We start from the raw sequence: 13,603 nt of genomic DNA, 5'->3' as shown, positions 1-13,603 counted from the left end.
ACGCGCAACGGCCGCGGGGATGCTCGGTTCATGCAGACTTGGCCTGAGCCGGAACCGGCGGCAATTCAGGCGCATCCAGTCCTTTGAAGGGATCGCGCCAGGCGTCGATTTCTTCGAACTGACGATACCAGCGGCTGACAGACGGATAATCAGCGAGCGGTAATCCGGCGACATCGTTGAAGGGCAGAAACGTCGCCATTCGAAAGTCGGCATAGGAAACCGAATTTTCGACCAGCCATTCTCGCTCGGAAAGCTCGGCCTCGAGTGTCGCAGCGGCCGTGCGGAAGTCCCTCAGCCCCTCCTCAACGCGGTCCTGGTCAATCGGGCCGAGCCCGTACCGCTGTTTGGTGCCGCGTTCGAAATGCACGACGTCGCAAGCTCTTGCGAAGTTCTCTTTGCCCCAACTGAGCCATCGGATCATCTCTGGCTCGTCGTCACCGGTGCGCCAGAAATCCGAATGCGCGTCGCGTGAAAGCCGGCAGGCTATGGCGTCGGCCTCCCAGAGGCTTTTTCCCGAGCCCACAAGTATGGGCAATGAAAGATTGGGATTTAGCGGGCGAAATCGCTCAGCTTGCCCTGGAGCGAAGGGGGAGGCGAATTCAAACTCGACCTTTGCGTTGAGATAACGTGCCACCGCGACCGTGAGGCGCGGATTCGGATTGCGGCTGAAGAACAGTTTCATTCCATGTCAGCCTTCGAATGGTACCGGTTCGACTGGACGCGCCAGGAGTGCGCTTTGAGACTTTGAATCGGCGCGTGACCCGGAACTGGCCGCCACCTACGCTGCCGCCATGATCTCGGCATAGGTGCCGAAATCGACATTGCCGCCGGAGAGCACCACGACAACGCATTTGCCGGCAATGTCGATCCTGCCCGTCGATAGCGCGGCCAGCCCGACGCAGCCGCCGGGCTCGACCACCAGCTTGAGATGGGCCATGGCGTCACGCATCGCCTGTGCCGCTGCCTTGTCGGATACGGCAATGCCGCCGGCGAGATTCTTGCGGTTGATCTCGAAGGTGATCGCGCCCGGCTCGGTGGTGAGGAGCGCGTCGCAGATCGAAGTGTGGCCAGGTTCGATCGAAACCCGTTCACCTCTGGCCAGTGAACGACAGGTGTCGTCGAAATGCTCGGGTTCCACCGCCCAGACGGCCGTATCAGGTGATGCATCCTTGACCGCGATGGAAATACCGCTGCTCAAGCCGCCGCCGCCGCAGGGAATGACGACCGCGTCGAGGCTCACCCCGAGCGCTTTCGCCTGCGCCATCAGTTCGAGGCCGATCGTGCCCTGGCCGGCGATGATGGCCGGATCGTCGAATGGCGGGACCAGGACCATGCCCCGTTCCATGTAGGGGCGAACGACCGTCATGCGATCGTCGCGGAAGCGGTCGAACGGAACCACTTCCGCTCCCATTTTCCTGACATTGCCGACCTTCATTGCCGGGGCATCAGTAGGCATGGCGATAACCGCCTTGACGCCGAACATCGCCGCCGACGCAGCGACGCCTTGCGCGTGATTGCCCGACGAGAAGGCGACGACGCCACGGGCGCGTTCTTCCTCGGTGAGCGAAGACAATTTGTTGTAGGCACCGCGAAACTTGAACGAGCCGGTGCGCTGCAGCGTCTCCGGCTTGAACAGGATCCTGGCGCCGAAGCGCTTGTTCAGCTCCGGCGATTCGATCAGCGGCGTTTCGACGATCAGGCCGGACAACCGCGCTGCTGCGGCGTGGATATCGGCGATGCCGGGAGGGGTTGGTGCGGTCATGAAGTGGTCTCGTGAAAAGACATGTTGCCTTTCATGATGCCCGGAAAGGGAGGCGGCGCACCAATGAAAAAATGTGACCGTTACAAATTCCCGCTGGTAGGAAGAGGGCGGTGTGCCTGTCACCTACCGCCTCCCCGGCCTTCCGCTATGGCTCCGGGCGTTCGTCGCTTCAATCGACAAATCGTTGTCGATTGATCGGCTTCGCCGACCGATCACCCCAAAAGCGTTCGTTGCCGTTTGGCGCCGCCCATCTTGCGCCAGTTGTTAAAGCGATGGGTGGCGGCGGCGAATGAGATCTTCATCTGCTGGGCAACCGAATAGCGCGATTTGCCCTCGTCGAACATACGGTAGCAGCACTCGACGCCCTCCTCGGTCAGCTTGCCGTCGGGAGCCTTATTGTGCGGATTGGCCGGATCGAATTTTTCGACCTGCTGCTCGACCAGGCCTTTCAGCCGCTGCAGGTCTGCCTCGATATTGGCGATGAGGTCGAGAACGGGTTTCGGGTCAAATGCATGGGTGGGCTGCTTTGCCGGCATCAACGGTTTCCTTTCTCTTGGCTTAGATTCAGCTATTTAGGTGAACATTCGCCAATAATGAAGAGGCGCCAATAATGAAGAAGCGGAGGAGGATACCCGGAGCCAATAATTTGAGCGTCCAGGCGCGAACGACATTGACCAAGCGCGCGCTGAGTCCTAGTTTAGAACTATTCTAAACTAGGGTGATTCTCATGCTTTCCCGTGTTTTCGGCTTTGGCCGCCGTCCTTTCGAAACGCTCTCGGAGCAAGAGATCCTGGCGCTCGCCATCTCTTCGGAGGAAGACGACGGGCGTATCTACCGTGCCTATGCCGACGGGCTGGCGGAGAGCTTTCCGCATTCGGCCAAGGTGTTCGAGGAAATGGCCGAGGAGGAGGACGGCCATCGCGACTCGCTGATCGAGCTTCACCGCGAGCGTTTCGGCGAGCGCATTCCGCTGATCCGGCGTGAGCATGTAAAGGGCTATTACGAGCGCAAGCCCGACTGGCTGGTCAGGCCGCTCGGCATCGAGCATGTGCGCCAACAGGCCGAGTCGATGGAGCGGCAGGCGTACCTGTTCTACGTCGAGGCGGCGAAACGCACCAGCGATGCTTCGACGCGAAAGCTGCTCGACGACCTGGCGGTGGCCGAACAAGGTCACGAGACGCTGGCGCAGCGGCTGGAGAAAAAGCATGTGCCGGGCGCGGTGAAGGACGAGGAAGCCGCAGCCGAGCAGCGCCAGTTCATCCTGACCTATGTGCAGCCGGGACTGGCCGGGCTGATGGACGGATCGGTGTCGACGCTGGCGCCGATCTTTGCCGCCGCCTTTGCCACACACGACACGTTCCAGACCTTTCTGGTCGGGCTAGCCGCCTCGATCGGCGCAGGCATCTCGATGGGCTTCACCGAGGTGGCCTCCGACGATGGCAAACTATCGGGCCGTGGTTCGCCGGTGAAACGCGGATTGACCGTCGGCATCATGACCATGCTGGGCGGCCTCGGCCATGCGCTGCCCTACCTCATCCCGTTCTTTTGGACGGCGACGATTGTCGCTGCGGTCGTGGTGTTCTTCGAACTGTGGGCGATCGCCTTCGTTCAGAACCGCTACATGCAGACGCCGTTCTGGCGCGCCGCCTTCCAGGTGGTGCTGGGCGGCGCGCTGGTGTTTGCGGCGGGGGTGCTGATCGGGAATGCTTAGAAAGCCCTACCCATGCAGCGCCCGGCTGTCCTCAGGCGCCTCTGCACGTTCGGTCAGGCCATAGTCGCGCACGACATGGGCGATCCGCAGACGATAGTCGGCAAAGATGCCGCCGCGGCCGGCCTTCTGAGCCCGCCTGTGTTCCTCCGTATTGCGCCAGGCCTTAACCGCCTCTTCGTCTCGCCAGAACGACAGCGACAGGATGCGGTTCGGATCGACAAGGCTCTGGAAGCGTTCGATCGACAGGAAGCCGTCGATGCCATCGAGCAGCGGACGCAGGTCAGCGGCGAGGCCGAGATAGGCATCGCGCTTGCCCGCTGCCGGCTCGACCTCGAAGATCACGGCGATCATAGCTTCACCTTTCCTTCAGGCATGATCTCGGTCTGAAAAGTCTGCAACTTTTCAGGATCATGCCTTGGTGCATGCGGTCCGGAAGCGAGCTTCAGGAACATGCGATCCTCCTTCAGGATGAATCTCTCACGCCGGGCGAACTCATAGTTCGCCTTGCCGGCGGGATCGGCGGCCAACCTGCTACGGTAGGCTTCGTAAGCGGCCAGGCTGTCGATGTTGTAGGCGGCGTAGGCGGTAGTGGCCGAGCCTTCATGCGGCGCGAAATAGCCGATCAGATCGGCGCCGCAGCGCGGAATTGCTTGGCCCCAGTTGCGGGCATACTCCTCGAACGCCTCCTTGCCGAACGGGTCGATCTCGTAGCGGATAAAGCAGGTGATGGTCATCTTTTGTCTCCTTGCTGAATTTTGGTTCGTTGCGGCGACAGTTCGAGCCGGGTCGAAACGTTCGGCGGATCAACGTGCTACGCAGCGTCTTGGTGGTCACGCTTGCCAGAAGGATTTCGAGCATTCGTGACGAACGTCTTCCGGCGTCAGGCCAAGGTCGCGTAAAAGGTGCTCGTCAATCTCGGCGAGGTCGAGGCGTTGTAGATGGCGGTCATACCACCGCGCCAACAGCCGCAGGCGCAGCCGGCGTAAGGTCACGAACGGGAACGGCCGGCGGCCAAACCGGCCAGCGGATGCGGCGTCGGGAACGGTTCTTGCAGTCATCGTCGTCTCCTTGATCTCAGCGAAGGATAGTGGTTATCTGACGACAACGCTTCGATGAGGAACGAACTATGCGCGAAGGACCAGATATAGCCCGCATCGCCAGCCTGGTCGGCGATCCGGCGCGGGCAAACATGCTGACCGCGCTGATGGGCGGCACGGCATTGACGGCGAGCGAACTGGCGCTCGAGGCCGGCGTCTCGCTGCCGACCGCCAGCTCGCATCTGTCGAAACTGATGGAGGGCGGGCTGCTGACGTTGGCAAGCCAAGGACGGCATCGCTACTACGGCCTCGCCGGTCCGCAGGTCGCGGGCATGATCGAGGCAATCACCGGCGTCGCCGCTGCGGTCGGGCCGCAGCGGGTGCGGCCGGGTCCGCGTGACGCGGCCATGCGCGTGGCGCGGGTCTGCTACGACCACCTCGCTGGAGAACAGGCGGTGGCGATGCTGGATCGTCTTGTCGCTCGACAAGTGCTGCTGCGCGACGACAATGAGATCAGGCTTGCGCCATCAGCCGCCTCGTATTTTGCCGCGATTGGCATCCACGTCGAGAGCAAGGCGCGGCGGCCGGTGTGCCGGGCCTGCCTCGACTGGAGCGTGCGGCGGTCACACCTTGCCGGCACGCTGGGTGCGGCCATTCTCGACAAGATCCTGCTGGAAAAATGGGCGCGGCGCGAGAGAGACAGCCGCGCGGTGGTGTTTTCGCCGACGGGCAAGCAGGCGTTCGAGAAGGTGTTCCTCGGTTGAAAAACTGATCAGTCGCGCTTGAGCGGCTTACCCTGCCTGAAAAAATCCGCCCAGGGATCGGCTTTCGCCAGCTGCTTCAGCGTCGTCTTGTCGCCGATCGGGAAAGCGTTCGGCGCCAGTCCGGCCTTGATCTCCGCCCAGGTCGCCGGCATTGATACGGTAGCGCCCTTTTTGGCTCGCGACGAATAGGGCGCCACTGTGGTCGAGCCACGACCGTTGCGCAGATAGTCGACGAAGACCTTGCCGGTGCGCGCCTTCTTCGACAGCGTCGCCGTGTAGCGCTCGGGTGCCGCCTGCTCGAGGGCGAGGGCGAAATCATGGGCGAAGCCCTTCACCTCATCCCAATCGGCCGATGGTTTCAGCGGCACGACGACATGATAACCCTTGCCGCCCGACGTCTTGACGAAATTCGGCAAGGACAGCTCATCGAGCCGGCCGCGAATTTCGAGCGCCGCCGCGCGCACCGCCTTTACGTCGACACCTTCATCAGGGTCGAGATCGAAGATGATCTGGTCCGGCTTGTCCAGTTCGTCGATGGTGCAGCCCCAGATATGGATCTCGACCACGCCGAGCTGGACCAAGGCAGCGACACCGTCGAAATCGCGGATGAACAAGATCTCCTCGCCGTCCGTCGGATCCTTCATCCTGGCGATCTTGTCATGCATGCCGGCTGACGCATGCTTCTGGAAAAAGCGTTGGCCGTCGACGCCGTCCGGCGCGCGCACCAGGCTGAGCGGCCGATTGACGACGAATTGTTGCATGCGCGGCCAGACCAAAGCGTAATGATCGAGCAGGCCCTGCTTCGATACCTTCTCCTGCGGCCACAGAAGCTTGTCGGGATGAGAAAGCTTTACGACGGTGTTTGCCGACCCGGCGGATTTGACCTTGGTCTCGCCCTTGCTACCGGCAGGCTTTGCCTTGGTGTCAGCCTTCGGCTTTTCCTGCACGACTTCCTCCGCCGGTTTGTCCTCGCGCAATCCCTGGAGCGAGGCGTGGCGTATTATACGATCGGACGTCCAGCTACGGAACTCCACTTCGCCGACAAAGTCTGGCCCCGCGAAAGCGAGTGTTATTCGGCGGCCTGAAGGTTGACCTTGGCTTCCGCAATCTCGGTAAGCTTGCGGTCAGTCGCCTGCTCTTCCTTGATGTTGTTGGCCAGGACATTGGCGCAATCGCTGCGGCCAAGCTGCTTGGCCCAGGCGATCAACGTGCCGTAACGGGTTATTTCATAGTGCTCGACCGCTTGCGCGGATGCGATCAGGGCGGCATCGAGAACGTCCTTGTCGTCGATGTCGCCGCTGACTTCATCGGCTTCCTCGAGAATGCCGTCGATGGCCGGACAATTGACCGTCTTGGCCTTCACGCCATGCAGTTCGAACACCTTCTCGACGCGCTCGATATGGCCCTTGGTTTGGCCTAGGTGCTTCTCCAGGCCGGCTTTCAATTGCGGATCGGTCGCCTTGTCGATCATCTTCGGCAGCGCCTTCTCGATCTGCTTTTCGGCGTAATAGATGTCGCGCAACGTGTGGACGAAGAGGTCGTCCAGCGTCTTGATGTCTTTCGAAAAGAAACCCATGGCTTTTGCCTTTCCATTGTTCTTGCTGTTGGGATGCAGCGGCGGTTTCGTTCGGCGCTGCCTGCTGGGGCCGGGTTGGTCCGGCTCTTGGCGTCAACGTGCGGCTATCGGACGGGTTCCTGACTTTCCCTGGGCAAGCACGGAAATTTCACGGCACCGGCCAAGGCTGAAACAGAAGCGCGTCGGAGCGACATCCAAACGAAACATATGTGATGCAAAAGTCACATCGACCGAAATGCCGACGAACTGCATGGAAAGACCCCGAATCAGCCGCATTCCGGCCACGAACCAAGGCATTTTCGACCAGATATTAACATCGTGTTCACCGACTATTCACGCCTCGACGCTATGATCTCCGCAATTCGGAAGGGACATCCGAAATCGGGACAGGGACAGGTAAAATGAACTTCTTGACGCACCTCATCGGCTACGCTGCCGCCATCCGCGAATTCGTCGCGCCGACCTACCGGCCGGAGCGCTATTACATGCGCGGCCCAGGGCCCGCCTGCGCACGCCGCGGCCACACGCTCGGCATCAGCGCGCACTGATGACGACCATGGAAAGCCGTCATGACAGCCGGATCTGCAGGCCGGCCGCCGATCACCGTGCGACCACCTATCGTGCGGAGCGCCCTGCGCTCGCCGACAGGCGGCGTGCGACAATGCCAACGTCCTGAGATTCTCGGCTCTGAGATTCTGGGGCTTTGATCTCGCCGCCGGCAAGCTTATGTGTCCTTTGACACCAAGCAGCCGGGACTCGCGTGATCACCCAGCCAGACCATCCTCCTGAAAAGCCAGCCTTCGATGCAAGCCATCCGTTGATCGTGTTCGACGGCGTCTGCGTGCTGTGCTCCGGCTTCGTGCGCATGGTTGTGAGGCTCGACCGCAAAAGCCGCTTCCGCTTCGCCACGGCACAGTCACTGCTTGGCGAAGCGCTGTTTCGAAAATACGGGCTGCGGACAGACAGCTACGAAACGAATCTGGCCCTCATCGAGGGTGCCGCCTTCACCCGCCTGGACAGTTTCGTTGCTGTGATGGCCGAACTGGGCTGGCCGTGGCGGGTGGCGAGGTTTTTGCTCCTGCTGCCGCGCCCGCTCCGCGACTGGCTTTATGATCGCATCGCAGAGAACCGTTACGCGCTGTTCGGCAGGAAAGAGAGCTGCGAGATCCCCTCCGCCGAATTGAAGGGCCGGCTGATTGGCTAGCTCCGGCCTCCAGGAATGCTCATCCTGCCCACGAGCGGGTTTGCACCCCTTCATCGGAACGATCGTGCGCTATCGCGGCTGGCTCGAGCCCTCGCACGGTTCCAGCACGATCGTGCCGCCTGCCGCCTTGCCCAGTTCGCGGCAGTCTTCAACCGTGCACAGTGTCCAGCCTTCGCCGGTGGCGCCGGATGCGGCGAGCACGAGGCGCGGCTGAGGCTTGATCGGGGGCGTGTAGGCCCACCAGCCGTCCCGCAGAAGCGCTCCCTCGGGTGGCTCCATGCCGGCGCCCGATCCCTTGACCCGCGCCTCGACGATTTGCAGGCCGGAGGGCAGCACCTTCCAGTCCTCCTGCCAATGCGTCTTTTCCACCGAATGCGTCCAGGACAGCGTGAAAGCGGCGACGGCGAGCGTCACCGTCTTGCCGGCGGCCAGAACACAGAGGCTCATACGGACCCGTTGGCCGACGCCTGCCGCGCGCGCCAGCAGTGCCAGCCGATCCAGACGAGAGAGAGCGCCCAGCCGGCTTCGTCGGTGAGCGGCAGTGCGGCAACCAGCAGCGCGCCGGCCGCGAAGGCGACGAGACGTTCCCACCAGGCCATGCGCCGGGCGAGGAACCCGACAGCGGCCGCGCCCCACAGGACGATGCCCATGCCGGCCTTGGCGACGACATAGGCGACCTCGACGGGATAGCCGAACTGGGCGGCGATCGGACCGGCGTCCTGCAACATCAATGCCGGGGTGTAGACTGCCATGAACGGCACGACGAAGCCGGCGATGGCAAGCTTGGTAGCCTGGATGCCGATCTTGAGGCCGCTCTCCTTGGCCATGGGCGCGGCGGCGAAGGCGGCCAGCGCCACCGGCGGTGTGAGATCGGCCATGATGCCGAAATAGAAAACGAACATGTGGCTGACCACCAGCGGCACGTCGAGCGCCAACAGGGCCGGTCCGGCCAGCGACGAGGTGATGATGTAGTTGGGAATCGTCGGGATGCCCATGCCGAGTATCAGGCAGGTGAGCATGGTCAGCACTAGCGACAGGAACAGATTGTTCTCGCCGATGGAGATGATCCAGCCGATGAAGGTCGAGGCTATGCCGGTGAGCGTCAGCGTGCCGATGACGATGCCGACAATGGCACAGGCAATGCCGACCGGCAGCGCGTTCTTTGCGCCCTCGGCAAGCGAGTCTATGCATATCTGCAGCGTCTCGCGGCCGCCCTTGAAAGTGAAGCAGGCGACAATGAGCGCAGCGATCACAAGGCTCAGGATATTGACGCCGAACTTCATGAAAGAGGCGGCGGCAAGCCCCAGCGCCAGCCAGAAGACAATGCGGAAAGCAAGCGGCCCGATCAGCGCCGCCAGCGGTGTGCCGAGGATGAGCACGATGGTCAGAGCCAGGCCCATGGTGCCGGCGAAGATCGGCGTATAGCCGGCAAACAGCAGGTAGATGAGTGCCGCGAGCGGCAGCACCAGCGGCCAGTGTCTTCTCACCGCGTCCCACGGATTGGGCAGGTCCGCCTTGGCCATGCCGTGCAGGTCGGCCTTGCCGGCTTCCAGATGCACCTGCCAGAAACAGGCGCCGAAATAGAGCAGCGCCGGGATGATCGCCGCCTTGACCACCTCGGCATAGGGGATGTTCAGCGTCTCGGCCATGATGAAGGCGACCGCGCCCATCACCGGCGGCATGATCTGGCCGCCCATCGACGAGGTCGCCTCGACGGCGCCGGCGAAAGCCGGGCTGAAGCCGAAGCGCTTCATCAGCGGGATGGTGAACTGGCCGCTGGCGACCACATTGGCGACGCCGGAGCCGGAAATGGTGCCCATCAGCGCCGAGGACAGAACACAGACCTGGGCCGGGCCGCCGCGCCACGAGCCGACCAGGCCAAGAGCGAAATCGTTGAACAGCGCGATCATGCCGGCGCGTTCGAGAAAGGCGGCGAAGACGACGAAGATGAAGATGTAGGCGGCCGAGACGTAGACCGGTGTGCCGTATATGCCTTCGGTGCCAAAGGCGAAGGTGTCGACGAGCTGGGCGAAGTCATAACCGCGATGGATGAAGGGCGGCGGCAAATGATTGCCGGCAAATGCGTAGGCGAGGAAGATCAAGGCGATCAGGGCAAGCGGCAGCCCCATCAGCCGCCGCGCCGCCTCGAAGACCAGCACGACCAGCACCGTGCCGACGATCAGGTCCGGCGTGGTGAGGAAGCCGGAGCGGCGGATGAGATCGGCATAGAACACCCAATTGTAGAGGCCGGTGCCGAAGCCGAGCACGCCGAGCGCCCAGAACGCTGCTTTCGCCGGGACGCTGGTGGCGCGCAGATTGGCGATCAGGGCAAAGCCGAGCAGCAGCAAGAAACCGACATGCATGGCACGCACGACCTGGCTCGGCAGGCTGCCATAGGCGGCGATGTAGATCTGGAAGATGGAAAAGGCGATGGCGATGAGAAAGGCGGCCTTGCCAGCGATACCTTCGCCGAAGCCCGGCGGCAGGCCTTCGACCGGGACTTCGGCGGCGGGGGAAGCTTCGGGATGGGTCATTGACGGGGCTCCTGGCGGGGCGCTCCCCTCCCCCTCGAGGGGAAGGTGCCGAGCGAAGCGAGGCGTGTGGGGTCGCCTCAACTGCCTCGACCTTGACTGAGAAAGTTGGAGCGCGTCGCCGAGGACCCCACCCGTCCATCCGCCTTCGGCGGCTGTCCACCCTCCCCTCAAGGGGGAGGGGGACGGCTTACTTGATGAGCCCCTTCTCCTTGTAATACCGCTCGGCGCCTGGATGCAGCGGCACCGGCATGCCGTCGAGCGCCTTGGCCGGATCGATCGCCTTGGCGGCGGCGTGGGCCGCAGTGAGCTGATCGAGGTTTTCGAACAGCAGCTTGGTCATCTGATAGGCGGCCTCGTCGGAGACGTCGGCGCTGGTGATGAGGAAGTTGCCGACGGCGGCGGTCGCGACGTCCTCGGCCTGGCCCTCGTAGGTGCCCTTGGGAATGGTCACCGAAAGATAGGGCGAGCCGATCTTGGCGACGTCCTGGGCCGGTACGGCAACGACGTTGATCGGCACCGAGGTGGCGAGGTCGCGGATCGAGGCGACGCCGAGGCCGGCCGATTGCAGCGTGGCGTCGAGCTGGCGGTTCTTGATCAGCTCGACCGATTCAGCGAAGGGCAGATACTCCACCCGTCCGAGGTCTTCGTATTTCAGCCCGGCGGCGGCGAAGATGGCGCGGGCGTTGAGCTCGGTGCCGGAGGCCGGCGCGCCGACCGACAGGCTCTTGCCCTTGAGATCGGCGAGCGTCTTAATGCCGGACTCCTTGCTGGCGACGATCTGGATGTAGTTGGGATAGATGGCGGCGATACCGCGCAGCTTGTCGAGCTTGCCGGGGAAGCCGGCTTCGGTGTTGCCCTCGGCGGCCAGCTTGACGGAATCGCCGAGCGCGAAGGCGATCTCGCCCTTGCCCTGCTGCAACAAATTTAGGTTCTCGACTGAAGCTTTCGTCGCCTGCACCTGGGTGCGGGCGCCTTCGATGCCCTTGCCATAGATTTCCGACAGCGCGACGCCGAGCGGATAATAGACGCCCGAAGTGCCACCGGTCAGCACGTTGATGAATTCCTGCGCCTTGGCCGACACCGCGCCTAGGCCAAGCGACAGCGCCAGCGCGCCGGCGGCAACAAACTTCGTCCTGAAATTGAGCATGTGATTTCCTCCCTGAAATATCTGCTGTACCGCCCTCTCCAGCACGAGCCGAAGCGAGTTTAGACAGCGGGCGGGAAATGCCAACCCGGTATTGTGCTGATTAGACGAACGGCTGAGTGATGCCGCAACGCATGGCCGCTTGCGCGACATGCGATCGGAGCCGAAGATTTTCGCAGAGCCTGTCGAAATCGGGCGAGGCCGCGCGACATACGTCCGGCTCGCAACGATGCGGCCTTCGAAAATGGAGAAGACCATGCGATACATGCTTTTGATCTACGTCAACGAAGCCGCGATGGCGGCAGCGCCGACCGACAAGACCTACGAGATCAGCGCGGCCTATGGCGCTTATACCGAGGCGTTGAAGAAGTCCGGCGCCTGGCTCGCCGGCGACCGGCTAAAGCCGACCCAGGCCGCCACTTCGGTGCGCATGGCCAACGGCAAGACCAACGTGCTCGACGGCCCGTATGCCGACACCAAGGAGCAGCTCGCCGGCTTCTACATGATCGAGGCTGAGGACGCCGATGCCGCGATCGCCTGGGCGGCGCGCTGCCCCGCCGCCAGCGCCGGCACGGTCGAGCTACGGCCGATCTGGGAACAGACCATGTGATGGAAAATGGCCTGGAGATGGCGCGGGCGGCGGCGGAAGCGGCCGCCCGGCAAAGCTACGGCAAGCTGGTCGCCTGGCTGGCTGCCCGCACGCGCGACATCGCCGGCGCCGAGGACGCGCTGGCCGATGCCTTCGCTGCGGCTTTGGAGCGCTGGCCGCAGACCGGCGTGCCGAACCGGCCGGAAGCCTGGCTGCTGGCGGTGGCACGCCGGCGCCGGGTCGACGCGGTCAGACGACGGCTGACCGGGGAGGCCAGCCGCGACCATCTCAGGTTGATCGCCGAGGAGATGGAGGCACGCATGACCGACGACGACCTGCCCGACGAGCGGCTCAGGCTGATGTTTGCCTGCGCCCATCCGGCGATCGAGGCGAGCGTGCGCGCGCCGCTGATCCTGCAGACGATTTTGGGCTTCGATGCGGTAACGATCGCCTCGGCCTTCCTGGTGTCACCGGCAACGATGGGCCAGCGACTGGTGCGTGCCAAAAGCCGTATCCGCGAAACCGGCATTCCGTTCCGGGTGCCTGAACGAGCCGAGCTCGGCGAGCGGCTGGACGCGGTGCTGGAAGCGATCTACGCCGCGTTCGCCGAAGGCTGGTCCGACCCGGCCGGCACCGAAACCCGGCGCCGCAATCTCGCGACCGAAGGTATCTGGCTCGGCCGGCTGATAGCGTCGCTGATGCCGGACGAGCCGGAAGCGCTCGGCCTGCTGGCGCTGATGCTGTTTGCCGAGGCGCGGCGGGGAGCCAGGCGCAGTACCAAAGGCGATTTCGTGCCGCTTGCAGAGCAGGATTGCCAGCTGTGGGATCGCACCCTCATCAATGAGGCGGAGACGCTGCTTTCCCACGCCGCCACCAAGGCGGTGATCGGCCGCTACCAGCTCGAAGCAGCGGTGCAGTCCGCCCATGCGGCGCGACGGCTGACCGGCCGCACCGACTGGATGGCGATCCGCGAACTCTACGACGCGTTGCATTCGATCGCAGGCTCGCCGGTGGTGTCGATCAACCGAGCGGTGGCCGTTGCCGAGACCGAGGGCGCCGCGGCGGGATTGAGCGCACTTGATGGGCTTGGCGACGACAAACGGCTGCATGATTATCAGCCTTATTGGGCCGCCCGCGCGGGCCTACTGGCCAGGCTCGGCAAAACCCGGGAAGCGACCGAAGCCTACGACCGGGCGATCGGCCTCGAACGCGATCCTGCCGTGCGCCGGTTCCTGCAGGAACGACGGGCTGGGCTCGGCCGCGTGGAAAAAGCCTGAGACGT

General features: G+C 63.3%; 16 protein-coding genes and 1 pseudogene. 6 read left to right on the top strand and 11 right to left on the bottom strand.

Annotated elements, in window-relative coordinates; all coding sequences use genetic code 11:
• Positions 1–28: 28 nt before the first annotated feature.
• The 3 genes from NKH73_RS02515 to NKH73_RS02505 all read right to left on the bottom strand — a co-directional run bounded on the left by NKH73_RS02515 (position 29) and on the right by NKH73_RS02505 (position 2,298).
• A complete protein-coding gene (locus NKH73_RS02515) occupies positions 29–682 on the bottom strand; it encodes a glutathione S-transferase family protein (RefSeq protein ID WP_352927555.1) in 654 nt (217 codons plus the stop codon).
• Positions 683–778: 96 nt separating this feature from the next.
• Positions 779–1,762: a threonine ammonia-lyase gene (locus NKH73_RS02510; RefSeq protein ID WP_352927553.1), complete on the bottom strand. Its 984-nt coding sequence runs from the start codon at positions 1,760–1,762 to the stop codon at positions 779–781.
• Between the two features lie 212 nt (positions 1,763–1,974).
• On the bottom strand, positions 1,975–2,298 hold the full coding sequence (locus NKH73_RS02505; protein ID WP_352927550.1) for a hypothetical protein: 324 nt from the start codon (positions 2,296–2,298) through the stop codon (positions 1,975–1,977).
• Positions 2,299–2,489: 191 nt separating this feature from the next.
• Between NKH73_RS02505 and mbfA the strand changes: the two genes are divergently transcribed.
• A complete protein-coding gene (gene mbfA / locus NKH73_RS02500; protein ID WP_352927547.1) occupies positions 2,490–3,473 on the top strand; it encodes an iron exporter MbfA in 984 nt (327 codons plus the stop codon).
• 6 nt (positions 3,474–3,479) lie between these two features.
• Here the strand turns inward: mbfA and NKH73_RS02495 are convergent, their stop codons facing one another.
• The 3 genes from NKH73_RS02495 to NKH73_RS02485 form a co-directional block, all read right to left on the bottom strand.
• Positions 3,480–3,824, bottom strand: a complete 345-nt coding sequence (locus NKH73_RS02495; protein ID WP_352927544.1) for an antibiotic biosynthesis monooxygenase family protein — start codon at positions 3,822–3,824, stop codon at positions 3,480–3,482.
• Positions 3,821–4,207 carry an NIPSNAP family protein gene (locus NKH73_RS02490; protein WP_352927541.1) on the bottom strand — a complete coding sequence of 129 codons (387 nt, stop codon included), beginning with the start codon at positions 4,205–4,207 and terminating at the stop codon, positions 3,821–3,823. The genes NKH73_RS02495 and NKH73_RS02490 overlap by 4 nt, the downstream gene beginning before the upstream one ends.
• A 96-nt stretch (positions 4,208–4,303) precedes the next feature.
• A complete protein-coding gene (locus tag NKH73_RS02485; RefSeq protein ID WP_352927539.1) occupies positions 4,304–4,531 on the bottom strand; it encodes a DUF1127 domain-containing protein in 228 nt (75 codons plus the stop codon).
• 68 nt (positions 4,532–4,599) lie between these two features.
• Here NKH73_RS02485 and NKH73_RS02480 point away from each other — a divergent pair, with 68 nt between their 5' ends.
• Positions 4,600–5,274: an ArsR/SmtB family transcription factor gene (locus NKH73_RS02480; protein ID WP_352927536.1), complete on the top strand. Its 675-nt coding sequence runs from the start codon at positions 4,600–4,602 to the stop codon at positions 5,272–5,274.
• 8 nt (positions 5,275–5,282) lie between these two features.
• On the opposite strand, the pseudogene ligD reads toward NKH73_RS02480, so the two are convergent.
• Both ligD and NKH73_RS02470 read right to left on the bottom strand, forming a co-directional pair.
• Positions 5,283–6,362, bottom strand: a pseudogene (ligD, locus tag NKH73_RS02475) (DNA ligase D); the annotation flags it as partial.
• On the bottom strand, positions 6,344–6,850 hold the full coding sequence (locus NKH73_RS02470; RefSeq protein ID WP_352927533.1) for a YciE/YciF ferroxidase family protein: 507 nt from the start codon (positions 6,848–6,850) through the stop codon (positions 6,344–6,346). The gene NKH73_RS02470 and the pseudogene ligD, both read right to left, overlap by 19 nt.
• 401 nt (positions 6,851–7,251) lie before the next feature.
• On the opposite strand from NKH73_RS02470, the gene NKH73_RS02465 reads away from it, so the two are divergent.
• Both NKH73_RS02465 and NKH73_RS02460 read left to right on the top strand, forming a co-directional pair.
• The gene (locus tag NKH73_RS02465) at positions 7,252–7,398 is read left to right on the top strand and encodes a hypothetical protein (RefSeq protein ID WP_023801394.1); all 147 of its coding nucleotides are present in this window, start codon (positions 7,252–7,254) and stop codon (positions 7,396–7,398) included.
• Positions 7,399–7,610: 212 nt separating this feature from the next.
• Positions 7,611–8,054, top strand: coding sequence for a thiol-disulfide oxidoreductase DCC family protein (locus tag NKH73_RS02460; protein WP_352927528.1), 444 nt, complete (start codon positions 7,611–7,613; stop codon positions 8,052–8,054).
• A gap of 69 nt (positions 8,055–8,123) precedes the next feature.
• Here NKH73_RS02460 and NKH73_RS02455 read toward each other — a convergent pair whose 3' ends face one another.
• From NKH73_RS02455 to NKH73_RS02445, 3 genes are all read right to left on the bottom strand, one after another.
• Positions 8,124–8,501, bottom strand: a complete 378-nt coding sequence (locus NKH73_RS02455) for a DUF1850 domain-containing protein (protein ID WP_352927526.1) — start codon at positions 8,499–8,501, stop codon at positions 8,124–8,126.
• On the bottom strand, positions 8,498–10,588 hold the full coding sequence (locus tag NKH73_RS02450; RefSeq protein ID WP_352927523.1) for a TRAP transporter permease: 2,091 nt from the start codon (positions 10,586–10,588) through the stop codon (positions 8,498–8,500). Before NKH73_RS02450 ends, NKH73_RS02455 begins: the two co-directional genes overlap by 4 nt.
• A gap of 187 nt (positions 10,589–10,775) precedes the next feature.
• The gene (locus NKH73_RS02445; protein ID WP_352927521.1) at positions 10,776–11,735 is read right to left on the bottom strand and encodes a TAXI family TRAP transporter solute-binding subunit; all 960 of its coding nucleotides are present in this window, start codon (positions 11,733–11,735) and stop codon (positions 10,776–10,778) included.
• A gap of 253 nt (positions 11,736–11,988) precedes the next feature.
• On the opposite strand from NKH73_RS02445, the gene NKH73_RS02440 reads away from it, so the two are divergent.
• Both NKH73_RS02440 and NKH73_RS02435 read left to right on the top strand, forming a co-directional pair.
• Positions 11,989–12,342 (top strand): YciI family protein, encoded by a 354-nt coding sequence (locus NKH73_RS02440; RefSeq protein ID WP_056585399.1) that lies wholly within the window; start codon positions 11,989–11,991, stop codon positions 12,340–12,342.
• Positions 12,342–13,598, top strand: a complete 1,257-nt coding sequence (locus tag NKH73_RS02435) for an RNA polymerase sigma factor (protein WP_352927517.1) — start codon at positions 12,342–12,344, stop codon at positions 13,596–13,598. Before NKH73_RS02440 ends, NKH73_RS02435 begins: the two co-directional genes overlap by 1 nt.
• The last annotated feature ends 5 nt before the right edge of the window (positions 13,599–13,603 follow it).

This window comes from Mesorhizobium sp. M0938 (genome assembly GCF_040319125.1).
GTDB lineage: Bacteria > Pseudomonadota > Alphaproteobacteria > Rhizobiales > Rhizobiaceae > Mesorhizobium > Mesorhizobium robiniae.
Note: the sequence above shows the minus strand (reverse complement) of the source record. Positions and strands in the feature narration are given on the sequence as shown.

Bases quoted from the DNA above. Each gene is read 5' to 3' on its own strand.
- NKH73_RS02515 (WP_352927555.1), bottom strand. From the start codon at position 682: ATGAAACTGTTCTTCAGCCGCAATCCGAATCCGCGCCTCACGGTCGCG.
- NKH73_RS02510 (WP_352927553.1), bottom strand. From the start codon at position 1,762: ATGACCGCACCAACCCCTCCCGGCATCGCCGATATCCACGCCGCAGCA.
- NKH73_RS02505 (WP_352927550.1), bottom strand. From the start codon at position 2,298: ATGCCGGCAAAGCAGCCCACCCATGCATTTGACCCGAAACCCGTTCTC.
- mbfA (WP_352927547.1), top strand. From the start codon at position 2,490: ATGCTTTCCCGTGTTTTCGGCTTTGGCCGCCGTCCTTTCGAAACGCTC.
- NKH73_RS02495 (WP_352927544.1), bottom strand. From the start codon at position 3,824: ATGATCGCCGTGATCTTCGAGGTCGAGCCGGCAGCGGGCAAGCGCGAT.
- NKH73_RS02490 (WP_352927541.1), bottom strand. From the start codon at position 4,207: ATGACCATCACCTGCTTTATCCGCTACGAGATCGACCCGTTCGGCAAG.
- NKH73_RS02485 (WP_352927539.1), bottom strand. From the start codon at position 4,531: ATGACTGCAAGAACCGTTCCCGACGCCGCATCCGCTGGCCGGTTTGGC.
- NKH73_RS02480 (WP_352927536.1), top strand. From the start codon at position 4,600: ATGCGCGAAGGACCAGATATAGCCCGCATCGCCAGCCTGGTCGGCGAT.
- NKH73_RS02470 (WP_352927533.1), bottom strand. From the start codon at position 6,850: ATGGGTTTCTTTTCGAAAGACATCAAGACGCTGGACGACCTCTTCGTC.
- NKH73_RS02465 (WP_023801394.1), top strand. From the start codon at position 7,252: ATGAACTTCTTGACGCACCTCATCGGCTACGCTGCCGCCATCCGCGAA.
- NKH73_RS02455 (WP_352927526.1), bottom strand. From the start codon at position 8,501: ATGAGCCTCTGTGTTCTGGCCGCCGGCAAGACGGTGACGCTCGCCGTC.
- NKH73_RS02450 (WP_352927523.1), bottom strand. From the start codon at position 10,588: ATGACCCATCCCGAAGCTTCCCCCGCCGCCGAAGTCCCGGTCGAAGGC.
- NKH73_RS02445 (WP_352927521.1), bottom strand. From the start codon at position 11,735: ATGCTCAATTTCAGGACGAAGTTTGTTGCCGCCGGCGCGCTGGCGCTG.
- NKH73_RS02440 (WP_056585399.1), top strand. From the start codon at position 11,989: ATGCGATACATGCTTTTGATCTACGTCAACGAAGCCGCGATGGCGGCA.
- NKH73_RS02435 (WP_352927517.1), top strand. From the start codon at position 12,342: ATGGAAAATGGCCTGGAGATGGCGCGGGCGGCGGCGGAAGCGGCCGCC.